Origin of the sequence: Nonomuraea phyllanthi, assembly GCF_006334985.2 — a bacterium.
In the GTDB taxonomy this organism is placed as follows: Bacteria; Actinomycetota; Actinomycetes; order Streptosporangiales; family Streptosporangiaceae; genus Nonomuraea; species Nonomuraea phyllanthi.
This window is the reverse complement of record NZ_VDLX02000005.1, coordinates 188,371-208,663: the sequence shown is the minus strand read 5'-3', so window position 1 is coordinate 208,663 and position 20,293 is coordinate 188,371. Positions and strand designations below refer to the sequence as shown.

General features: G+C 72.2%; 21 protein-coding genes and 2 riboswitches. Of the genes, 9 read left to right on the top strand and 12 right to left on the bottom strand.

Features of this window, described 5'->3' with window-relative positions:
• Window positions 1-10 precede the first annotated feature (10 nt).
• Window positions 11-904 (top strand): 5'-3' exonuclease, encoded by an 894-nt coding sequence (locus tag FH608_RS15240; protein ID WP_139631506.1) that lies wholly within the window; start codon window positions 11-13, stop codon window positions 902-904.
• Window positions 905-962: 58 nt separating this feature from the next.
• On the opposite strand, the gene menD is transcribed toward FH608_RS15240, so the two are convergent.
• Both menD and FH608_RS15230 read right to left on the bottom strand, forming a co-directional pair.
• On the bottom strand, window positions 963-2,621 hold the full coding sequence (menD, locus tag FH608_RS15235; RefSeq protein WP_139631151.1) for a 2-succinyl-5-enolpyruvyl-6-hydroxy-3-cyclohexene-1-carboxylic-acid synthase: 1,659 nt from the start codon (window positions 2,619-2,621) through the stop codon (window positions 963-965).
• On the bottom strand, window positions 2,618-3,511 hold the full coding sequence (locus tag FH608_RS15230) for an o-succinylbenzoate synthase (RefSeq protein WP_394367683.1): 894 nt from the start codon (window positions 3,509-3,511) through the stop codon (window positions 2,618-2,620). The genes menD and FH608_RS15230 overlap by 4 nt, the downstream gene beginning before the upstream one ends.
• 82 nt (window positions 3,512-3,593) lie before the next feature.
• On the opposite strand from FH608_RS15230, the gene FH608_RS15225 reads away from it, so the two are divergent.
• The 5 genes from FH608_RS15225 to FH608_RS15205 all read left to right on the top strand — a co-directional run bounded on the left by FH608_RS15225 (window position 3,594) and on the right by FH608_RS15205 (window position 8,245).
• Entirely contained in the window at window positions 3,594-4,739 is a 1,146-nt protein-coding gene (locus FH608_RS15225) for an AMP-binding protein (RefSeq protein ID WP_139631150.1), read from the top strand.
• 41 nt (window positions 4,740-4,780) lie between these two features.
• Window positions 4,781-5,083: a hypothetical protein gene (locus FH608_RS15220; protein WP_139631149.1), complete on the top strand. Its 303-nt coding sequence runs from the start codon at window positions 4,781-4,783 to the stop codon at window positions 5,081-5,083.
• A gap of 181 nt (window positions 5,084-5,264) precedes the next feature.
• Entirely contained in the window at window positions 5,265-6,653 is a 1,389-nt protein-coding gene (locus tag FH608_RS15215) for an RNA polymerase sigma factor (protein ID WP_139631148.1), read from the top strand.
• Window positions 6,654-6,850: 197 nt separating this feature from the next.
• The gene (locus FH608_RS15210; protein WP_139631147.1) at window positions 6,851-7,549 is read left to right on the top strand and encodes an alpha/beta fold hydrolase; all 699 of its coding nucleotides are present in this window, start codon (window positions 6,851-6,853) and stop codon (window positions 7,547-7,549) included.
• Between the two features lie 9 nt (window positions 7,550-7,558).
• Complete coding sequence (locus tag FH608_RS15205; protein WP_139631146.1) at window positions 7,559-8,245, top strand: winged helix-turn-helix transcriptional regulator; 687 nt, start codon at window positions 7,559-7,561, stop codon at window positions 8,243-8,245.
• 219 nt (window positions 8,246-8,464) lie between these two features.
• Here FH608_RS15205 and FH608_RS15200 read toward each other — a convergent pair whose 3' ends face one another.
• A complete protein-coding gene (locus tag FH608_RS15200; RefSeq protein WP_226899554.1) occupies window positions 8,465-8,842 on the bottom strand; it encodes a hypothetical protein in 378 nt (125 codons plus the stop codon).
• Window positions 8,843-8,976: 134 nt separating this feature from the next.
• Between FH608_RS15200 and FH608_RS15195 the strand changes: the two genes are divergently transcribed.
• The gene (locus tag FH608_RS15195; RefSeq protein ID WP_193318432.1) at window positions 8,977-9,537 is read left to right on the top strand and encodes a TetR/AcrR family transcriptional regulator; all 561 of its coding nucleotides are present in this window, start codon (window positions 8,977-8,979) and stop codon (window positions 9,535-9,537) included.
• A 200-nt stretch (window positions 9,538-9,737) separates the two neighbouring features.
• Window positions 9,738-9,929, top strand: coding sequence for a DUF5999 family protein (locus FH608_RS15190; protein WP_139631143.1), 192 nt, complete (start codon window positions 9,738-9,740; stop codon window positions 9,927-9,929).
• A 1-nt stretch (window position 9,930) separates the two neighbouring features.
• Here FH608_RS15190 and FH608_RS15185 read toward each other — a convergent pair whose 3' ends face one another.
• The gene (locus FH608_RS15185) at window positions 9,931-10,521 is read right to left on the bottom strand and encodes an alpha/beta hydrolase family protein (RefSeq protein ID WP_139631142.1); all 591 of its coding nucleotides are present in this window, start codon (window positions 10,519-10,521) and stop codon (window positions 9,931-9,933) included.
• Between the two features lie 82 nt (window positions 10,522-10,603).
• Between FH608_RS15185 and FH608_RS15180 the strand changes: the two genes are divergently transcribed.
• On the top strand, window positions 10,604-10,951 hold the full coding sequence (locus FH608_RS15180) for a hypothetical protein (protein ID WP_226899553.1): 348 nt from the start codon (window positions 10,604-10,606) through the stop codon (window positions 10,949-10,951).
• Between the two features lie 47 nt (window positions 10,952-10,998).
• Here the strand turns inward: FH608_RS15180 and FH608_RS15175 are convergent, their stop codons facing one another.
• The 8 genes from FH608_RS15175 to FH608_RS15140 all read right to left on the bottom strand — a co-directional run bounded on the left by FH608_RS15175 (window position 10,999) and on the right by FH608_RS15140 (window position 20,186).
• Window positions 10,999-11,247 (bottom strand): hypothetical protein, encoded by a 249-nt coding sequence (locus FH608_RS15175; RefSeq protein WP_139631140.1) that lies wholly within the window; start codon window positions 11,245-11,247, stop codon window positions 10,999-11,001.
• A gap of 229 nt (window positions 11,248-11,476) precedes the next feature.
• On the bottom strand, window positions 11,477-12,268 hold the full coding sequence (locus tag FH608_RS15170; RefSeq protein ID WP_139631139.1) for a tetratricopeptide repeat protein: 792 nt from the start codon (window positions 12,266-12,268) through the stop codon (window positions 11,477-11,479).
• Between the two features lie 49 nt (window positions 12,269-12,317).
• The gene (locus FH608_RS15165) at window positions 12,318-12,779 is read right to left on the bottom strand and encodes a hypothetical protein (protein ID WP_139631138.1); all 462 of its coding nucleotides are present in this window, start codon (window positions 12,777-12,779) and stop codon (window positions 12,318-12,320) included.
• Window positions 12,780-12,919: 140 nt separating this feature from the next.
• Window positions 12,920-15,151 carry a catalase/peroxidase HPI gene (katG, locus tag FH608_RS15160; protein ID WP_139631137.1) on the bottom strand — a complete coding sequence of 744 codons (2,232 nt, stop codon included), beginning with the start codon at window positions 15,149-15,151 and terminating at the stop codon, window positions 12,920-12,922.
• A 29-nt stretch (window positions 15,152-15,180) separates the two neighbouring features.
• Window positions 15,181-15,618, bottom strand: coding sequence for a Fur family transcriptional regulator (locus tag FH608_RS15155; RefSeq protein WP_139631136.1), 438 nt, complete (start codon window positions 15,616-15,618; stop codon window positions 15,181-15,183).
• A 143-nt stretch (window positions 15,619-15,761) separates the two neighbouring features.
• Window positions 15,762-18,599: an aminomethyl-transferring glycine dehydrogenase gene (gene gcvP / locus FH608_RS15150; RefSeq protein WP_139631135.1), complete on the bottom strand. Its 2,838-nt coding sequence runs from the start codon at window positions 18,597-18,599 to the stop codon at window positions 15,762-15,764.
• A gap of 56 nt (window positions 18,600-18,655) precedes the next feature.
• Window positions 18,656-18,768: riboswitch (glycine riboswitch) on the bottom strand.
• Window positions 18,769-18,867: riboswitch (glycine riboswitch) on the bottom strand. It lies immediately after the preceding riboswitch.
• A gap of 80 nt (window positions 18,868-18,947) precedes the next feature.
• Complete coding sequence (locus tag FH608_RS15145; protein WP_139631134.1) at window positions 18,948-19,568, bottom strand: MerR family transcriptional regulator; 621 nt, start codon at window positions 19,566-19,568, stop codon at window positions 18,948-18,950.
• A gap of 147 nt (window positions 19,569-19,715) precedes the next feature.
• Window positions 19,716-20,186 (bottom strand): bifunctional nuclease family protein, encoded by a 471-nt coding sequence (locus tag FH608_RS15140; RefSeq protein WP_082310546.1) that lies wholly within the window; start codon window positions 20,184-20,186, stop codon window positions 19,716-19,718.
• Between the last annotated feature and the right edge of the window lie 107 nt (window positions 20,187-20,293).

Here is a 20,293-nt window from a genome sequence, read left to right as displayed (position 1 = left end):
ACCCGTGCTGATGCTTCTCGACACCCCGTCCCTCTACTTCCGCGCCTTCTACGGCGTGCCGGAGTCGATCAAGGCCCCCGACGGCAGCCCGGTCAACGCCGTACGCGGCCTCATCGACATGATCGCCACCCTCGTCCGCGGCCACTCCCCCACCGCGATCGCGGCCACCATGGACGCCGACTGGCGACCCGCCTTCCGCGTCCAGGCGATCCCGACGTACAAGGCGCACCGCGTCGCCCACGGCGACGTCGAGGAGGTGCCGGCGGCGCTCGTCCCCCAGATCGCCGTCATCCAGGACGTCCTCGACGCCGTCGGCATCGCCCGCCTGGAGTCGCCCGGCTACGAGGCCGACGACGTCATCGGCACCCTCACCCACCAGGCCGCCGGCGCCGTCGACATCGTGACGGGCGACCGCGACCTGTTCCAGCTCGTCGACGACGCCCGCCCCGTGCGCGTCCTCTACACCGCCCGCGGCATCCGCAACCTGCAGATCGTCGACGAGGCGTTCGTCACCGCCAAGTACGGCATCCCCGGACGCTCCTACGCCGACTTCGCCACCCTGCGCGGCGACCCCAGCGACGGCCTGCCCGGCGTGGCCGGCGTCGGCGAGAAGACCGCCGCCGCCCTGATCACCCGCTTCGGCTCGCTCGACGCCCTGCTCGAAGCCCTCGACGCGGGCGCCACCGACGGCTTCCCCGCCGGCAGCCGCACCCGGCTGACGGCCGCCCGCGACTACCTGCGGGCCGCCCCCGCCGTCGTCAAGGTCGCCTCCGACGCGCCGCTGCCCGCCGCCGACCTCACCCTGCCCGCCAAGCCGCGCGACCCCGAGGCCCTCGTGGCCCTCGCCGACCGCCACGGCATCGACGGCCCCCTCAACCGCCTCCTCGACGCCCTCACCGCCTGACCGGCACGGCCCAGGCGTCCTTCTTTCGAAGGGGGCGCGCCGACGTATCGCGGGGAGCTCAGCCGGTCAGGGAGCGCAGGGCCTCCTGCGCGGCCTCGCGCAGCCGCGCGTGCACGAGCACGTTCTCCTCCCGGTCCGTACGCACCTCCACCACGCGCGGCCCCTCCCCGCGCAGCGCCTTGGGCAGCTCCCCGAGATCCCCCACCAGCGTGTACGGCGTGCCCGTCGCCGCAGCCACGTATCCGAGGTCCACCCCGTGCGGCGTGCCGAACACCCGCTCGAACGGGTCGCGCACCGCCGCCTGCGGCAGCAGCGAGAAGATGCCGCCCCCGTCGTTGTTGACCACCACGAAGCACAGATCGGGCCGGGGCTCGCGCGGCCCCAGGATCAGCCCGTTCTGGTCGTGCAGGAACGACAGGTCGCCGATCAGCGCGTAGGACGGCCCGTTGTGCGCCAGTGCCGCCCCCATCGCCGCCGACACCACCCCGTCGATGCCGGAGACCCCGCGCCCGGCCATCAGCCGGATGCCGCGCCGAGGCCGCATCGCCTGGTCGAGGTCGCGGATCGGCATCGAGGAGCCGCAGAACAGCAGCGCCCCGTTCGGCAGGCAGTCGACCAGGTCCCTGGCCAGGCGCGGCTCGCTCGTGCCCGAGACGTCCAGCACCGCGTCGACCGCCGACCTGACCGCCGTGTCGGCCTGCCGCCAGGCGTGCAGCCAGCTGTCGTCGCCGGCGGCCACCGGGATCTCCACGGCCTGCGCGACCTGGGTGGCCGACCGGGTCGGATCGGGCCAGCGGCCCAGGTCGGGCGCCACCACGATGTGCTCCTCGGCCCGCCCCAGCCACGACAGCAGCGGCCTGGACAGCCCCGGCCGCCCGAGCGTCACGACCACGTCGGGCCGGTGCGCGTCGGCGAATTCCGGCATGCCCAGCAGGTAGTGGTAGGTGGAGATGGAGTGGTCGCCGTAGCGGCCGCCGCCGTTCGGCTCCGACAGCACTGGCCAGCCCGCCATGCCCGCCGCCGCGACGTACCGGCGCACGTTGGGCGCGCCGTCGCCGACCACCAGCACCCCGCGCCTGGTCGGCGGGAGGTGCAGGGCGACCGGCGGTGGCGCGACCCTGGCCCGCACCCACGGGCCGTTCGCGGCGCCGTCGAGCGGCTCGCACCACGAGGTGTCGCCGTCGGGGATCAGCGGCTCCCTGAACGCCAGGTTGAGGTGCACGGGGCCCGGGTCGGCCGGGCCCAGCGCCCGCTGGTAGGCGCGGCAGGCCAGCGAACGCCAGTACGCCACCTGCCCGGGACGCTCCTCCGGCACCCCCACCTCGGCGAACCACCGGGCCGCCGCCCCGAACACCTTGAGCTGGTCGATCGTCTGGTTGGCGCCCGTGCCGCGCAGTTCGGGCGGCCGGTCGGCGGTCAGCACCAGCAGCGGCACCCCCGACTCGCCCGCCTCGATCACGGCCGGGTGGAAGTTCGCCACGGCCGTGCCGGACGAGCAGATCAGCGCCACGGGCCGCTCGGAACGCTTGGCCAGCCCCAGCGCCAGGAACGACGCCGAGCGCTCGTCGATGCGCACGTGCAGCCGCACCCGCGACTCGGCGTGCAGGGCCAGCGCCAGCGGGGCGGAGCGGGAGCCGGGGGCCAGCACCACGTCGGTCAGGCCGCAGCGCACCAGCTCGTCGACCAGCACGGTGGCCAGCGCGGTGGCGGGGTTCACGGTGACGCCTCCTGCATCCGGCGAAGCCACTGGGGAGATTCAATCTCAAATGCCGACAAATGCTGAAAATTCACCGAAGGGCGCCGTACTGTCAAATATCCGTCCACGGGCGTCAGCGAATCCGCCACGACGTCACCCGTCAGCAACGCCATCGTGCCCAGCCCGCACGCGTACGGCAGCGACGGCAACGCCGCCGCCAACGCCAGCCCCGCCGCCAGGCCCACCGACGTCTCCACGGCGCTGGAGACCACCGCGGGCAGCCCGCACGCCTCCACCACCCGCAACGCGGCGCGCACCCCGCCCAGCGGCTGCACCTTGACCACCGCCACGTCGGCCGCCTCCGCCGCCCGCACCCGCAGCGGGTCCTCGGCCCGGCGGATCGACTCGTCGGCCGCGATCGGCACGTCGCACGCCCGCCGCACCGCCGCGAGCTCCTCCAGCGTGGCGCACGGCTGCTCGGCGTATTCGAGGTCGAACCGGTCGAGCCGCTTCAGCCGCCGCACCGCCTCGCCGACGTCCCACGCGCCGTTGGCGTCGACCCGCAGCCGGCCCGACGGCCCGAGCGCGTCGCGCACGGCCTCCACCCTGGCCACGTCGTCCTCGAACGCCTGGCCGCGCTCGGCCACCTTCACCTTCGCCGTCCCGCACCCCGACCGCCGCACGATGTCGTGCGCCTGCTCCGGCCCCACCGCCGGGACCGTCGCGTTGACGGGGACCCGGTCGCGCACCGGCTCGGGCCAGCCCTCGAACGCCGCCTCGCGGGCGCACGCCAGCCAGCGGGCGCACTCGCGCGGGCCGTACTCGGGGAACGGGGAGAACTCCCCCCACCCGGCGGGACCGTGCAGCAGCACGCCTTCCCTGACGGTCTGCCCACGGAACCGGGTGCGCATGGGAATGCGGAAGACCACGGGAGAACGCGTCACGACCCTCCCCTGCGCCTCAATCCGATCTGTCGCCACTAACCTTACGAGCATGTGGAGGAACCCGTCGCATCCGGACCGTCCGCTGCACGCCATGGTGCAGCCGCCCGGCCCCGGGCTGTTCACGGCCGTCCGCGACGCGCTGTCGGGCGACGGCCCGGCCGTGCTCCCCCTCACCCCTGGCCAGTCCGCGAGCGCCCTGGCCGCGCTGCGCCCCACCCACGTCGACGGCGCGCCCCAGGACGACGGCCAGGGCGTGCCTCCCGACGTCGCGATCGTGATCGCCACCAGTGGCAGCACCGGCGCCCCCAAGGGCGTCATGCTCTCGGCCACCGCCCTGCGCGCCTCGGCCGCGGCGTCCCTGCGCCGCGTCGAGGCCACCAAGGGCGAGCGCTGGCTGTGCTGCCTGCCCGTCTCCCACGTCTCGGGCCTCCAGGTCCTCGTACGCGCCCTGCTGTCGGACAGCGAGCCGATCATCCATCCCGCGTTCGACCCCCACGAGGTGCTGCGCTCGGGAGCGCACCACGTCTCCCTCGTCCCCACCCAGCTGCACCGGCTGGTCGAGCTGGGCGCGGACCTGTCGGTCTTCCGCACGATCCTGCTCGGCGGCGCGGCTCCCCGCCCCGGCCTGGTGGCGCGGGCCCGTGACCTCGGTGCCCGGATCGTGACGACGTACGGGATGAGCGAGACGTGCGGCGGCTGCGTGTACGACGGCCAGCCCCTTTACAATGTAGATCTCAAGATCGGCGACGACGGGCTGATCAGGATCGCCGGGCCGGTGCTCTTCTCCGGCTACCGCTTCAGCGGTCCGAGCCCGCTCGACGGCGGCTGGTTCCGCACCTCCGACCTGGGGGAGCTGGCCGGCGGCCGGCTGCGCGTGCTGGGCAGGGCCGACGACGTGATCAACACCGGTGGCGAGAAGGTCGTGGCCGCCGCCGTCACGGCGGTGCTCTGCACCCACCCGGAGGTGGCCGACGCCGCCGTGGTCGGCACGCCCGACCAGGAGTGGGGCGAACGCGTCACGGCGGTCGTGGTCCCTGCCAACCCCGACACGCCCCCCACGCTTCCTCAATTGCGGGCATACTGCCGCGATAGGCTTCCTCCTCACGCCGCCCCGCGCGACCTGCGCCTGGTGCCCCAGCTCCCGCTGCTGCCGAACGGCAAAACGGACGTCGTACGGCTCCGGGCAGGAACCTGAGGAGTCGCGGCTGCGTCATAGTGGGAAAGGAGGGAGCCTTCATGGACCAGACCCGCAAGATGTGGGCATCCGCGGCCGTCGTCGGCGTGATCGTCGTCGCAGGGGCCTCTGTCGCGGCGGCCGCCTCGGCGGGCAAGCTCGACCAGGTCGCGAGGGAGACCCGAGCCGTGGTGGAGAAGGCGACACCGTCCCCGACGACCACCGACGACGACATCGTCGTCTCCCACGAGGTCAACCCCGACCCGCGCGAGGTCATCGACTACTGGACCGACCAGCGCCTGCAGGACGCCGAACCGATGCCCATGCCGATGGTCTCGGCAGGGGACGTCATCCTGACGGAATAAATCCGGACGCAGGGGCGGTTCGACCCATTAGGGGGCGTACCGCCCCTTTTTTGTCCCCTCGGGTCCTCCGGGGAACAAATGACGGCGATTGGCGTTATTGATACTGGTGCGCCGCGCGGACAGGTGCCGCCCCACCACAACCTGCCTGATCGCTTCCACTCCGTACGGAGGAGGTGTCCTCATGCCCAGAACCGCCGTAGCGACCCCACCTGCGACTCTCGACCAGCTGATTGAACGAGGGCGAGCTCAGGGTCACCTTTCTCTGGCGGAGCTGCGTGACGCGTTCGCGGACGCCGGTATCAGCCCCTCTGAAGGCCGCACGATCCTGCGCGAGCTCTCCGAGGGTGGCGTGAGCCTGGCCGCCGAGAACGAGCCGTCTCTCAGCACGACCGCCCCCAAGAAGACCACCAGGAAGCCCTCCGGGAAGACTTCGCGTGCAAAGACTACCGGCCGCAAGTCGGCCGGGGCAAAAACGGCCGAATCGGACATCGAGCCGACCGAGCCGGCCGCCGGTACCGCCCGGGCCACCCGGGCCGCGGCCAAGGCCGTGACCCCGTCCGAGCCCAAGCCGGAGCACGAGGAGGACGTCCCCGACGACATCGCGATGGCCGAGGACGGCGAGCTCGAGAGCGAGCAGGTCGACCTCGACGACACGCAGTCGGCCATGGGCGACTCGGTGCACACGTACCTGAAGTCCATCGGGCGCCGCACCCTGCTCACCGCCGCGCAGGAGGTCGAGCTGGCCAGGCGCATCGAGGCCGGCCTGTACGCCGAGTACAAGCTGGAGACCGACCCCGGCCTGTCCCCCTCCCTCCAGGAGGACCTGCGGCTCGTGGTCGAGGACGGCAAGCAGGCCAAGGACCACATGCTGGAGGCCAACCTCCGGCTCGTGGTGTCGGTCGCCAAGAAGTACACCGACCGCGGCATGTCGCTGCTGGACGTGGTCCAGGAGGGCAACCTGGGGCTGATCAGGGCGGTGGAGAAGTTCGACTACACCAAGGGCTTCAAGTTCTCCACGTACGCCATGTGGTGGATCAGGCAGGCCATCCAGCGCGGCTTCGCCGACTCCGCCCGTACGATCCGGCTGCCCGTGCACGTGCTGGAGATGCTGTCCAAGCTGTCGCGCGTCGAGCGTGACATGCACCAGCGCCTGGGACGCGAGCCCACACCCGAGGAGCTGGCGGTCGAGCTGGACAAGACGCCCGACCAGATCGAGGAGCTGCTGCGCACCAGCCGCCAGCCCATCTCGCTCAACGCGACGATCGGCGAGGACGGGGAGACCACGATCGGCGACCTCATCGAGGACGTCGACTCGCCGGAGGCCTCGGAGATCGTCGACCGCCAGCTGCTGGGCGACCAGCTCAGGGGAGTCCTCGACAACCTCTCGCCGAGGGAGTCGAAGATCATGGCCCTGCGCTTCGGCCTGGTGGACGGCAAGCCCCACACCTTGGACGAGATCGGCAAGCACCTGGGGCTGACCCGGGAGCGGATCCGCCAGCTGGAGAAGGAGTCGCTGTCCAAGCTCCGCCACCCCAGCAACACCCGGCCCCTGCTCGACTGGGCCAGCTGACACAACCGGACACCACGGGGAAGCCCCGGCGCGACGAGGGAGGCTGCGCCGGGGCTTCGCCGTTTCCGGACCCTCGCGTCGCTACCGGACATTGAACTGTCCACTTCAAAAACAGGAAGCACGCTTGCTAGGATCGGACTCGGCCGGGGCGGGTTCCCCGACCGGATACCGTCCCTGCCCAGCGAGGAGCACTCCTGATGACCACGTTCGTTCTCGTTCACGGCGCCTGGCACGGCCCATGGGCCTGGGACCGGCTGGTCCCGCTGCTGCACGCCGCCGGGGCGCGCACGCTCACCCCCGACCTCAGCGCCGCCGCGGACCACGGGCTCCACGACGACGCAGCGACGGTCGTCGCCGCCCTGGACACCGTGCGGGACGACGGCGAGGTCGTGCTGGTCGCGCACAGCTACGCCGGGCTCGCCGCACGGGAGGCCGCCGACGCGCGTCCCGGCGCCGCCCGCCACCTCGTCCTGGTGGACGGGTGGGCGGGGCCCGACGGAGCCGGCATGTTCGACCTGGCGCCCGACGCCTTCGTCACGGCCGTCCGCGCGGCCGCCGAGACGCGCGGGGACGGGCGGCGGATTCCGGCCCCGCCGCCGGCGGCGTTCGGCATCACCGACCCGGGCGACGCGGAGTGGCTGGCGGCGCGCCTGGTCCCACAGCTGCTGCGCACGTTCACCGAGCGGACCCGCCTGAGTGGAGCCGTCGACCGCATCCCCGGGACGGCCGTCCACTGCAGCCCGCAGACCTACCCGTTCGACCGGCTCGGCGCGGCCGTCGGATACCGGACCGTCGAGCTGGACGCCCCGCACAACGTGATGCTCGCCCGCCCGGAGCCGCTCGCCCGGATCCTCATGGAGGTCGCGTCGTTCAAGAACGAGAAGTCGGAAGTTTAGAATGATGAAGTGGAGCAGCGAACCTACAACCAGTACTGCGCCACCGCGCGCACCCTCGACCTCGTCGGCGAGCGCTGGACGCTGCTCCTGATCCGCGAGCTCCTCACGGGGCCCAAGCGGTTCGGCGACCTCCAGGCCGGCCTGCGCGGCCTCGGCACCGGCCTGCTGGCCGCCCGCCTGAAACACCTGGAACGCGAGGGGCTGGCTCGCAAGATCACTCTCCCGCCGCCCGCCCGCACCCCCGCCTACGCCCTCACCCGCGCCGGCGAGGAGCTCGGCCCGGCGGTCCTGGCCCTGGCGCGGTGGGGCCTGAGGTGGGCGATGGGCGAGCGGCGCGAGACCGAGACGTTCCACCCGGGCTGGGCCCTGCTCGGCCTGCGGGCCTGCTTCGACGGCGAGGCCGCCGCCGGGCTTCGCGCGGTGTACGAGTTCCGCGTCGGCGAGGAGGTCTTCCACGTCCGGATCGACGACGGCGCCATCGACACGCTCCACGGGCCGGCCCAGCGCCCTGACGCGACGATCACGATGAGCGAGGAGGCGTTCCTCGGCCTGACCGGCCACGCCCTCACCCTCGCCGAGGCGATCGAGAGCCGCGCCGCGTCGGCGTCCGGCGACGAGGAGGCACTGCGCAGGCTGAAGGGGCTGTTCCGCCTGCCGTCCCCGCACGCCAGAACCCCGGACGGCCCTTCGTCCTGACGCGCTAAGGGCGCCCTGGGGCGGTACGGCGTGCACCGGCCCGCGAAAGCCGAGCCCGCTCCGACGCGGAGAGTCGGCTCAACGGCCCGGCGCGAAGGGCCGGTTCACCGAGCCACCTCACAGACCCCGCTCACCGGGCCGGCTCAGAACGGGTGATTCGGTGAGGTCGACTCAACCGGGGCCCACGGCGCCCAGAATGCCAACCCCGATCAGGGCCGGTCAGAAGGTGGCGGGCACCGGGCGGGGCACGCGGGGGATCCCCCACATCCGGTTGTTCTCGCGCAGCGTGCGCAGCCGGTCGACCTCAGCCGTCCACATGGCCCCGTCGGGCTTGGCCTTGGCCTTGCGGCGGGCGATCCGGTCGTCGTAGGCCTTGGCCCCGAACGTGGCCCGCTGCCCCGCCTCGGCGGCCCGCAACGCCTCGGTCAGCGCCCGGTCGAACTCCCGCCCGGCGGCCAGCAGCTCGATCTCGTCGGCCGCGGCGGCCCGCAGCTCGCGCAGCGTCTCCTCGGCCCGCCTGGCCTTGTCGAGCAACTCGGGGAAGCTCTTGGAGATCTCCTGGTCCGCGTGGTAGCGAACCTCTGCCTCACGGCTCACCCGCGGACGGAAAAACGCCATCGACCCTGCCCTTTCACACAACCGGCACGCTTGCACCGCCCAGGGTACGCCGTCGCGCGACACGGCGGGAAATCGGCCCTGCGCGGCGCCCTTTACGAAGTAAGATGATCTCCATGCCCGCGAAGAGACCGCCGGTCCCGCTCTCCCGGGAGCGCATCATCGAGGCCGCGCTCCACATCGCCGACAGCCAGGGCCTGCGCCGGCTCACCATGCGCCGGCTGGGCGACGCCCTGCAGGTGGAGGCCATGGCCATCTACCACCACCTGCCCAGGGGCAAGGAGGCGCTGATGGACGCGCTGGCCGAGCATGTCACGACGGTCCACGTCGAGCAGGAGCCCACCTGGCAGGAGACGGCCAGGGCGTGGTGCCGGGCGGAGCGGGAGCTGCTGCGCGAGCACCCGGGCGTCCTCGCGCTGGCCCTGACGAAGCCGCCCAAGGGCGCCACGGCGCTCGCCATCAGGGAGCAGACCGATCAGCTGGCCGACGGCGGCCTCCCGGGCGCGGCGGACGCGGTGCGGGCGCTGCGGGCGTTCGTGTTCGGGAGCGTGGCGGTCGAGGTGCAGCAGTCGGGGTGGGCGGATCCCGAGGTTGACGAGTGGGTCAGGCGTGACGAAAGAGCCGATGTGGATTTCGAGCGCGGACTCGACGCTCTGCTCAAGGGATTGCAAACGTAGTGCGCGTGTCGCGCTTGGCCCGTTATCCTGCATAAGGCACGCTGTGTCGAAGGTCACACGACCGGGCAAATTTCCCGTAACGGGTCTTAACGGGCCATGCCCAAGCGTGTGGCACACGTGCAAACGTGTCAGATAACAACCCGAGCCGGCTCCCGACCCTCCAGACCGGGAGCGTCCCACGAGATATCGGAGGCACGCCGATGTGCCCGCACGACCCGGCCTGTCCGGATGCCGAGGCGCCCGACCGCGAGAAGGCACGCACTCTCGCCTGCCACCCCGAGCAGGGGTGGAGTTTGCTCTGCAACGGCGTCGTCCTGTTCGAGGACACCGGGGAGCTTCTTCCCAGCGGCACCGCCATCGCTCCGCACCGGCCCGCCGTCGGCGCCGCGTGAGCTAGGCGTAGTGGACGATCCACTCCGCCACGACCTCGCCCACCCGGGCGGGGTCCTTCTTCAGGTCATGCCCCTCCCCCGGAAGCACCACCAGGCGCGCGGCGTCAGCGGCCGCAGGCACGCCGAACGGGTCACGGTCCCCGTTGACCACCAGCACGTCCACCCCGGCGCCGCGTAGCTCCTCGGCCCGCGAGCGCTCCGGCTTCCCCGGCGGGTGCAGCGGAAAGGCCAGCGCCACCACCGCCGCCGCACCGACCACCCTGGCCGTACGGCAGGCCACCCGAGCCCCGTTGCTCCGCCCGCCCTGCACGACCGGCAGCCCCGGCCATCGCGCGCGCAGCTCCGCCAGAACGATCTCCCAGGCCTCGTCCTGCCTGGCCGGCGAGCCCGGCGCTCTCGCCCCCGCCACCCTGAACGCCTGAGTCACCCTCGCCACGCTGGCCCCGGCCTTGAGCGCCGCGTCGCGCACGGCCAGCAGATCGGGCGCGTCCACTCCCCCGGACGACCCGTGGGTGAGCACCAGCAGCAGCCGCGGATCGGCCACCTCGTCGACCTCGACCAGCGCGGGCCCCCTCGGGGTCGTCACCTCCATGCCAGCACCGTACCTGGGGAGGATGCGACCTTGGCCCTCAGGGCGGATGACGGCGCGCCGCGCAGGATGGATGATGGCTGACATGCCAGACAAGCGTCCCCTCCGGGATGATCTGCAGGCCACGCTGGACGCCCGCCGTGACCTCGGTCCTGAGTACGAAGCCGCGCTCGTCGAGTCGTTCGTGGAACGCCTCGACGCCACGATCGCCGCCCGCGTGCGGGCCGAGCTCGACCACCACGGCGCCGCGCCGCACAAGAAGAGCACGCCGGGCTCCGCCATGATCCCCATCGCCCTGGGCTCGATGGGCATCGGCATCCCGCTGACGGCCATCGCGGCAGGCAACGCGGGCCTGGTGGGCCTGACGATCACCTGGATCGCCATCGTCATCATCAACGTGGCCGCGGCGGGCGCCATCATGCGCCGCAACTGACCCACCCGGCCCCACCCGACACCGAGCGCCCTACGCCCGGCCGGGTCTCACCGACCGTCCAGGGCCGGCAGCGCGCCTCGTGGCTGCTGCCTGCCCGCCCACAGCAGGCATCCCTCGTCGGTGATCGTCTGCCGCCCAGCGCCGATATCCACCGCCCGCGACCGGCATCTACCGCCCAGCGCCGATATCCACCGCCCGTCATCGGCCTCTGCCGCCCAGGGCCGGGATCTGCCGCCCGTCATCGGCATCTGCCGCGTGCGGTCGGCCGGATGACGCCGGATGCGGGTCACGTTCACCCGCCGACCACCTCGCAAGTGGTTCATGGCCACCGTGGTCAGGCCGCTCGTAGGTCAAGCCCACCACGGAGAGGGCCAAGAGTGCGCGTCGTCACGGCGCCCGGCCCGTGAGCCCTCACGACCGGCCATGACAGACGGCAACCGCCGTCGGCGCGTGCGGCCAACCACGCGAAGCCGTAACGGATGGCCTTGACGGGCACGCGGCCAACCGGGCCGTTACAAGAAACGCCTACTGATCGTCGCGCTGGCGGCGGAGGAGCACTTCGGCGGCCAGGGTTGGGTTTTCGTGGTGCAGTCCGTACGACCACACCCGCTCGGCGTCGTCGGGCCGACCCCGCAACGGCAGGGTGCGGGCGAGCAGCTCGATGGCCAGCGCGCCGGTCTGCGGGTCGGCGCCGCACTCGACGCTCTCCGCGAACTCCGCGCAGGCGAGCTCCAGGTGCGCGATCCCGAGCTGGACCCGCAGCCCCGCCACCTCCTCCGCCGGGGCGGCCTCCAGGGCGTCGATGAGCACGTCGGCCGCCGCTCCCGGCTCCCCTTGCTCCAGCAGCAGGTCGGCCAGCCGCTGGGCGGCGTGCGCGCCGATGTGCGGGTCGCCGGCCTCGATGGCGGCGTGCAGTTCCTGCTCGGCCTCGGCCGCGTCGCCGGCGAGGCGGGCCAGCGCGAGGTGGGCCAGCGGCACGTACGTGGGCGTGCCGACCCCGAGGACCGCCTGCCATGCGGCCCTGGCCTGCTCGGCCCTGCCTTCCCGCTCGAACCCCTGCGCCAGGTGGCAGGCGGCCTGCGCGGCGTATTCGGGGTGGCCGGTGGCCAGTGCCGTCCGGGCGGCGGCCCTGGCCCCCTCCGCGTCGCCGCGTTCTTCCAGCACCACGGCGAGCCCGACGGCGGCCTGCGCCCTGTCGGGTCCGTCGGGATCGGCGGCCAGCTCAGCGAGTATGGCGGCGGCGCCGTCGAGGTCGCCGCTCTCGGCCAGGCGGCGGGCGGTGTCGAGGGGCGGGGTCTCCAGCTCTGAGGACGTCAAGAGAGCTCCTTGTGGCGACGGTCGCCCCGAGCCTAACGATTTCAGGCGATCATGTCTGCTCAGTTGACGCAGGCGGACTGACCGGTTTCGTACCTTGACGCGGCAGCAGGCGTAACGTCCTGATCATGATCATCCCGAACGCCAGCTGGAACACCGCCTGCCCCACCACCAGGGGTCCTTGCTCCAGTACGACGGACACGCCGGAGGCCACCCCGCCGGCCACCTGTAAGACGACGAGCGCGGCGCCGGCGGACGCCCAGGAGGCCAGCCGGACCGCCAGCACCATCTCGTGCATGAACAGCGCCGCCCCGAACGACCTGTGAATCCAGTGCACCACGTCGCCGAGCGTGTAGGGGGTGAGCAGGACGCCGGTCAGAAGAAGCGCGAACGAGTCGCCCGCCGCCGCGACGAAGCGCGGGGCGGGCAGCGCGGGCGCGGCGACCTTCAGCGCCCTGCGGGTGTAGAGGGCCGCGCCGAGGAAGCCGCCGCCGTCCGCCACGCCGTCGCCCATCACCGGCCTCCCGCCCGATCACCCCACCGTACGCCCGCGCGCAGAACGGCCGTACGGTGGGGCGCACCTCCGGGACGTGCCCGCCCTAGAGGTGGCGATCAGGGGTGACCAGGACTGATCAAAGGGCGATCAGAACCCGATCACGCGAGGTCGAACCGGTCCAGGTTCATCACCTTGTTCCACGCCGCGACGAAGTCCGTCACGAACTTCTCCTTCGCGTCGTCGCTCGCGTAGACCTCCGCCAGCGCGCGCAGCTCGGAGTTGGACCCGAAGACCAGGTCGGCCCGGCTGCCGGTCCACTTGACCTCGCCCGTGGCGGAGTCGCGGCCCTCGAACGTGTTGGCGTCCTCCGACACCGACGTCCACGTCGTGCCCATGTCGAGCAGGTTGACGAAGAAGTCGTTGGTCAGCGTCCCGGGCGTCGTGGTGAAGACGCCGAGCGGCGACTGCCGGTAGGTGGCGCCCAGCACCCGCAGGCCGCCGACGAGGACGGTCATCTCGGGGGCGCTGAGGGTCAGCAGGTTGGCCTTGTCGAGCAGGAGGTACTCGGCCGGGAGCCGGTTGCCCTTGCCGAGGTAGTTGCGGAACCCGTCGGCGGCCGGCTCGAGCGCCGAGAACGACTCCACGTCGGTCTGCTCCTGCGTGGTGTCGGCACGGCCCGGCGTGAAGGGCACCTCGACGTCGAAGCCGGCGTCCTTGGCGGCCTTCTCCACACCGGCGCAGCCGGCGAGCACGATCACGTCGGCGAGCGAGACCTGCTTGCCGCCGGTCTGGGCGCCGTTGAAGGCCTTCTGGATGCCTTCCAGGGTGCCCAGCACGGTCGCGAGCTGGTCGGGGTCGTTGACCTCCCACGAGCTCTGCGGCTGGAGGCGGATGCGCGCGCCGTTGGCGCCGCCCCGCTTGTCGCTGTCGCGGTAGGAGGAGGCCGACGCCCATGCCGTGGTGACGAGCTGCGCGACCGTCAGGCCCGAGGCCAGGATCTGCTCCTTCAGTGCCGCGATGTCGGCGGCGCCGACGAGCTCGTGCGTCACCTCGGGGATCGGGTCCTGCCAGAGCAGCGTCTCGGACGGGACCTCCGGGCCGAGGTAGCGCACGGCCGGGCCCATGTCGCGGTGGGTCAGCTTGAACCACGCCCGCGCGAAGGCGTCGGCGAACTCCTCGGGATTGGCGTGGAAGCGCCGCGAGATCGGCTCGTAGATCGGGTCGAAGCGCAGCGACAGGTCGGTCGTCAGCATCGTCGGGGCGTGGCGCTTGGAAGGGTCGTGCGCGTCGGGAACGGTGTCCGAGCCCGCGCCGTCCTTCGGCCGCCACTGGTAGGCGCCCGCGGGGCTCTTGAACAGCTCCCACTCGTAGCCGAACAGGATCTCGAAGAAGCTGTTGTCCCACGTGGTCGGGGTGTCGGTCCAGATGCCCTCCAGACCGCTGGTGATGGCGTCGCCGCCCTTGCCGGTGCCGAAGGTGTTCTTCCAGCCGAAGCCCTGCGCCTCGATCGGCGCGGCCTCGGGGTCGGCGCCAACGTTGTCGGCCGGGCCCGCGCCGTGGGTCTTGCCGAAGGTGTGACCGCCCGCGATCAGGGCGACCGTCTCCTCGTCGTTCATCGCCATCCGGTGGAACGTCTCACGGATGTCGCGGGCCGCGGCGATCGGGTCGGGGTTGCCGTTCGGGCCCTCCGGGTTGACGTAGATGAGGCCCATCTGGACCGCGCCGAGCGGGTTCTCCAGCTGGCGGTCGCCGGTGTAGCGCTCGTCGCCGAGCCAGGTGGTCTCGGGGCCCCAGTAGACGTCCTCGTCGGGCTCCCAGGCGTCCACCCGGCCGCCGGCGTAGCCGAAGGTCTTGAAGCCCATCGACTCCAGGGCGACGTTGCCCGCCAGGATCAGCAGGTCGGCCCACGACAGGTTCTTGCCGTACTTCTTCTTGACCGGCCACAGCAGGCGGCGCGCCTTGTCCAGGTTGCCGTTGTCGGGCCAGCTGTTGAGCGGGGCGAAGCGCTGCTGGCCGGTGCCGGCGCCGCCGCGGCCGTCGTGGATGCGGTACGTGCCCGCGCTGTGCCAGGCCATCCGGATGATGAACGGGCCGTAGTGGCCGAAGTCGGCGGGCCACCAGTCCTGCGAGGTCGTCAGCAGCTCGGCGATGTCCCGCTTCACGGCCGGCAGGTCGAGGCTCTTGAACGCCTCGGCGTAGTCGAAGTCCTCGCCGAGCGGGTTGGCCACGGCCGGGTTCTTGGCGAGGATCTTCAGGTTGAGCCGCTCCGGCCACCACTGGCGGTTTCCGCCGCCCTGGGTCGGGTGGGGGGCGCGCTCGTGCGCGACCGGGCAGCCGCCTGCGCCGTCGGTCTTGGCGTCTGTGACGATCGCGTCATGGTTCTCGGACATGGGAATCCTTCCGGACTGGATCACGGTGCTCAGGAACTGCGGGAGCTGGAACAGTCGGGGCACAGGCCCCAATAGATGACCTCGGCCTCGTCGATGGCGAAGCCGTGGTCGTCGGACGCGTGCAGGCAGGGCGCCTCGCCGACCGCGCAATCGACGTCGGCGACGGTGCCGCAGGACCGGCACACGGCGTGGTGGTGGTTGTCGCCGACGCGCCCCTCGAACCTGGCCGAGCTGCCGGGCGGCTCGATGCGGCGGACGAGGCCCGCCGCGGTGAGCGCGTGCAGGGCGTCGTAGACGGCCTGGAGCGAGATGTGGCCCACGCGATCGCGCACCCCGGAGGCGATCGCCTCGACCCCGAGGTGGTCACCGTCCCGGACGGTCTCGAGCAGCGCGACGCGGGCGGCCGTCACCCGCAGGCCCGCCCCGCGCAGCTCCTCGGCGATGGCCGGAGTCTTGGGTGCGCTCATGACGCCAACCTACCGCCATAAACACGAACTGTCCAAGACAACGAACGATCCAAGTTTGTGTCACCCAGTCGCCCGGGTCCGCCCGGTCGTCGGATCTTCCGTCCGGCCGGTCGTTCGACCGCCCGTCCGTCCAGCCCCAGGTCCTAGTCCTCGTACGCCTCCAGCGGCGGGCAGGAGCACACCAGGTTGCGGTCGCCGTAGGCCTGGTCGATGCGCCGCACCGGCACCCAGTACTTCCCGTCGCGCAACGACGGCACCGGGTAGGCGGCCTCGCTCCGGGTGTACGGGTGGCGCCACTCGTCGGCGCTGACCGACTCGGCGGTGTGCGGGGCGTTGCGCAGCGGGTTGTCGGTCCGGTCGTACTCGCCGGACGCCACCTTGGCGATCTCGCCCCGGATGGCGATCATCGCGTCGGCGAACCGGTCGAGCTCTCCGAGGTCCTCGCTCTCGGTCGGCTCGATCATCAGCGTCCCGGCGACGGGGAAGGACATGGTGGGCGCGTGGAAGCCGTAGTCGATGAGCCTCTTGGCCACGTCGTCCACCGTGACGCCGGTCTCCTTGGTGAGCTGGCGCAGGTCGATGATGCACTCGTGGGCCACCAGCCCGCCGCGCCCGGTGTAGAGGACGGGGTAGTGCGGGGCGAGCCGCCTGGCCAGGTAGTTGGCCGACAGGATGGCCTGCTCGGTGGCGGCCGTGAGCCCCTCGGAGCCCATCATCCTGACGTACGCCCACGAGATGGGCAGGATGCCCGCGGACCCGTACGGCGCCGCCGAGACGGGCCCGACCGGCGTGCCGTCGTGCAGCGGGTGGCCCGGCAGGTAGGCCGCCAGGTGGCCGCGCACCGCGACCGGGCCGACGCCGGGACCGCCGCCCCCGTGCGGGATGCAGAACGTCTTGTGCAGGTTGAGGTGGGACACGTCGGCGCCGAACTCGCCCGGCCTGGCCAGCCCGACCAGCGCGTTGAGGTTGGCCCCGTCGACGTAGACCTGGCCGCCGGCGTCGTGCACCTTGGCGCACACCTCGGTGATGCTCTCCTCGTAGACGCCGTGCGTCGAGGGGTAGGTCACCATGATCGCGGCGAGCCGGTCGCGGTGCTTGTCGATCTTGGCGTCGAGGTCGGCCAGGTCGATGTTGCCGTCGGAGTCGCAGGCCACGACGACGACCCGCATGCCGGCCATGACGGCGCTGGCCGCGTTGGTGCCGTGGGCGGAGGACGGGATGAGGCAGACGTCGCGCGCCTCCTGGCCGCGCGCGCGATGGTAGGCGCGGATGGCCAGCAGCCCGGCGAACTCGCCCTGCGAGCCCGCGTTCGGCTGGATCGAGACGCGGTCGTAGCCGGTCACCTCGGCCAGCCAGCTCTCCAGCGTGCCGATCAGCTCGTGGTAGCCCTCGGCCTGGTGCTCGGGCGCGTACGGGTGGATCGCGGCGAACTCGGGCCAGCTGATCGGCTCCATCTCGGTGGTCGCGTTCAGCTTCATCGTGCAGGAGCCGAGCGGGATCATCGAGCGGTCGAGCGCGATGTCCTTGTCCTGCAGCTTGCGCAGGTAACGCAGCATCGCGGTCTCGGAGCGGTGGTCGTGGAAGACCGGGTGGGTCAGGTACGCCGACTCGCGCAGCAGCGAGGCGGGCAGCGCGTCGGCCTCGGCGTCGGCGGCGACGTCGGGCGCGGCATGCTCGACGCCGAAGGCGGCCCACACCTCGGCCAGCTCGGCGGCCCCGGTCTTCTCGTCGCAGGCGATCGACACGTGGTCGTCGTCGACCCGCCACAGGTTCACGCCGCGCTCCTCGGCGGCGGCGACCACGGCGGCGGCCCGGCCTGGCACGCGGACGAGCACGGTGTCGAAGAACGCGCCGTGCACGACCTCCAGCCCGCCGCGGCGCAGCCCGCCGGCGAGGGTCACGGCGTGCCGGTGCACCCGCCGGGCGATGCCGCGCAGCCCCTCTGGGCCGTGGTAGACGGCGTACATGCCGGCGATGACGGCGAGCAGGACCTGCGCGGTGCAGATGTTGCTGGTGGCCTTCTCGCGGCGGATGTGCTGCTCGCGGGTCTGCAGGGCCAGCCGGTAGGCGGGGTCGCCGTCGGCGTCGACCGACACGCCGACCAGGCGGCCCGGCAGCTGGCGCTGCAGCCCCTCGCGTACGGACATGTAGGCGGCGTGCGGCCCGCCGAACCCGAAGGGGACCCCGAACCGCTGGGAGGAGCCGATCGCGATGTCGGCGCCGAGCTCGCCGGGGGCGGTCACGAGCGTCAGGGCCAGCAGGTCGGCGGCGGCCACCACCTGGGCGCCCGCCTCGTGGGCGGCGGCGGCGACGGCGCGGAAGTCGCGCAGCCGGCCGGAGGCGCCCGGGTACTGCACCAGCACGCCGAAGCACTCCGGCAGGTCGCCGTCCAGCGGGTGCTCGACCAGCTCGATGCCGAGCGGCTCGGCGCGGGTGGCGAGCACGCGCTTGGTCTGCGGCAGCGCGTCGGCGTCGACCACGAACACGTTGCTCTTGGACCGGCCCGCGCGCCGGGCCAGCGTCATCGCCTCGGCGGCGGCCGTGGCCTCGTCGAGGAGGGAGGCGCCCGCGACGGGCAGGCCCGTCAGGTCGGAGACGACGGTCTGGAAGTTCAGCAGCGCCTCAAGGCGGCCCTGCGAGATCTCCGGCTGGTACGGGGTGTAGGCGGTGTACCAGCCCGGGTTCTCCAGCAGGTTGCGGCGGATGACGGCGGGCGTGACCGTGTCGTGGTAGCCCAGGCCGATCATGGAGGTGAGCACGCGGTTGCGCCCGGCCAGGGCGCGCAGCTCGGCGATGGCCTCGGCCTCGCCGACGGCGGCGGGCAGGTTGAGCCGGTCCTTGGCCCTGATGGACTCGGGGACGGCCACGGCCACCAGGTCCGCCACGGAGGCGAAGCCCACGGCCTCGAGCATGCGCTGCTGCTCGGACTCCGACGGGCCGATGTGCCTGGACGAGAACGGCGGAGCTGACAGATCGGTCATGGAAGGTGCCTCCCGAGGCGTGTGGAGACCGGCGCCAGGGCGCGGGCGGATGCCGGATCTCCCCCTCTGTCAGCGCGGCGGGACCGCGACCTGAGAGCTTCGCCCCGTGAGCGGGACTTGCACCGTCGGTGAGACGCGCCTGGCGGGTGCGCCTGCTTTCCAGAGTTGCCTCGCCCGAGCGGTACGGGATGCCTGAGAGATTCCGGGGAGGGTTGCTCCTTCGGCGCCCCGGGACCCGTGGGCCCGGGGACTCTCCCGCACGGGGTCGTCAGCCTTGCTGTCCTAGATTACAACCCTATGCGGCACGCGCGGGCGACCAGGGCGCAGCGCTCGGGGCGCGGTGTGCCGCTAGCCGAGGCGCCGGGCTCGGCGGCGGCGGGCCAGTTCGTCAGCGGGATGGTCGGCCGGGACGGTGTCCTCGACCGCCGCGCGTTCCCCCGGCAGCTCCGCGAGGGAGCCCTCGACCTCCCGCCAGACCCGGCCGAGGGCGATGCCGAACACGCCCTGACCGCCCTGGAGCAGGTCGATCACCTCGTCGGCCGAGGTGCACTCGTAGACGCTGACGCCGTCGCTCATGAGCGTGATCTGCGCGAGGTCGGCGACCCCGCGGTCACGCAGGTGGCGCACGGCCGTGCGGATCTGCTGCAGGGACACCCCGGTGTCGAGGAGCCGCTTGACGACCTTGAGCACCAGGATGTCGCGGAAGCTGTAGAGCCGCTGGGAGCCCGAGCCCTGAGCGGCTCTTATCGTGGGCTCAACGAGGCCCGTGCGCGCCCAGTAGTCGAGCTGCCTGTAGGTGATGCCGGCCGCCGAGCAGGCCGTCGGCCCGCGGTATCCGATGTCGCCCGGCAGCGCCGCCGGCTGCTCGTCGAAGAGCAGTCCCTGCTCCCCGGCACGCTGCCGCGCGCTCTCGCGCCGCACCGGATCTTCCTGGCCGGCCGTCTTTCCCTCGCCGCTGCTGACCGCCACGCGGACCTCCGGCTTTCTCTCATCCCGTGGCCTGATCTGGGGGTTCGTAAAGGGCGACCACGGGTTTCACTTGCACCGTAGGACCGTGACCATGCTCAGTCAACGATCCGGCTCGGCGCGTCGTGAAGCGTAAATGCACCGAAATACCTACCCCGCCCTGCCGAAGTCTTCGGGAGAGATCGTGTCAAGGAACTCCCTGAACTTCTCCACCTCGTCCTCCTGGTCGTCCGGGATGATCACTCCGGCCTCCTGGACCACCTCCTCGCTGGCGAAGATGCGCGCCCCGGTGCGCAGGGCGAGCGCGATCGAGTCGGACGGCCGCGCGCTCACCTCCACGCCGTTGGAGAACACCAGGTCGGCGAAGAAGATGCCGTCGCGCAGGGCGACGATGTTGACCGCTCGCAGGCCGACGCCCAGAGCGCTCAGCACGTCGCGGAAGAGGTCATGGGTGAGCGGCCTCGGCGGGGGCTCCTCCGCCTGGGCCAGGGCGATGGCCGTCGCCTCCGTCATGCCAATCCATATAGGAAGGAACCGCTCCCCGTGCGCCTCCTTCAGCAGCACGATCGGCTGATTTGTGGGCATTTCCACTCGAACGCCCACGACCTCCATCTGCAACACGGGCTGCTCCGTATTCCTGACCGGTCACCCGGCACAGCTATTCGCTCGTGGCTTCTGCTGACTGGCTACTGCAATTCAACGTAACACCCGGAAGGCGTGGAACGCGC

Coding starts and splice junctions, on each gene's coding strand:
- gcvP (WP_139631135.1), bottom strand. CDS start 18,599: ATGACCGATCTGTCAGCTCCGCCGTTCTCGTCCAGGCACATCGGCCCG.
- FH608_RS15220 (WP_139631149.1), top strand. CDS start 4,781: ATGGACCAGACCCGCAAGATGTGGGCATCCGCGGCCGTCGTCGGCGTG.
- FH608_RS15185 (WP_139631142.1), bottom strand. CDS start 10,521: ATGGAGGTGACGACCCCGAGGGGGCCCGCGCTGGTCGAGGTCGACGAG.
- FH608_RS15230 (WP_394367683.1), bottom strand. CDS start 3,511: ATGCGCACCCGGTTCCGTGGGCAGACCGTCAGGGAAGGCGTGCTGCTG.
- FH608_RS15165 (WP_139631138.1), bottom strand. CDS start 12,779: ATGGGCGACGGCGTGGCGGACGGCGGCGGCTTCCTCGGCGCGGCCCTC.
- FH608_RS15210 (WP_139631147.1), top strand. CDS start 6,851: ATGACCACGTTCGTTCTCGTTCACGGCGCCTGGCACGGCCCATGGGCC.
- FH608_RS15195 (WP_193318432.1), top strand. CDS start 8,977: ATGCCCGCGAAGAGACCGCCGGTCCCGCTCTCCCGGGAGCGCATCATC.
- FH608_RS15215 (WP_139631148.1), top strand. CDS start 5,265: ATGCCCAGAACCGCCGTAGCGACCCCACCTGCGACTCTCGACCAGCTG.
- FH608_RS15180 (WP_226899553.1), top strand. CDS start 10,604: ATGCCAGACAAGCGTCCCCTCCGGGATGATCTGCAGGCCACGCTGGAC.
- FH608_RS15225 (WP_139631150.1), top strand. CDS start 3,594: ATGTGGAGGAACCCGTCGCATCCGGACCGTCCGCTGCACGCCATGGTG.
- katG (WP_139631137.1), bottom strand. CDS start 15,151: ATGTCCGAGAACCATGACGCGATCGTCACAGACGCCAAGACCGACGGC.
- FH608_RS15155 (WP_139631136.1), bottom strand. CDS start 15,618: ATGAGCGCACCCAAGACTCCGGCCATCGCCGAGGAGCTGCGCGGGGCG.
- FH608_RS15240 (WP_139631506.1), top strand. CDS start 11: ATGCTTCTCGACACCCCGTCCCTCTACTTCCGCGCCTTCTACGGCGTG.
- FH608_RS15190 (WP_139631143.1), top strand. CDS start 9,738: ATGTGCCCGCACGACCCGGCCTGTCCGGATGCCGAGGCGCCCGACCGC.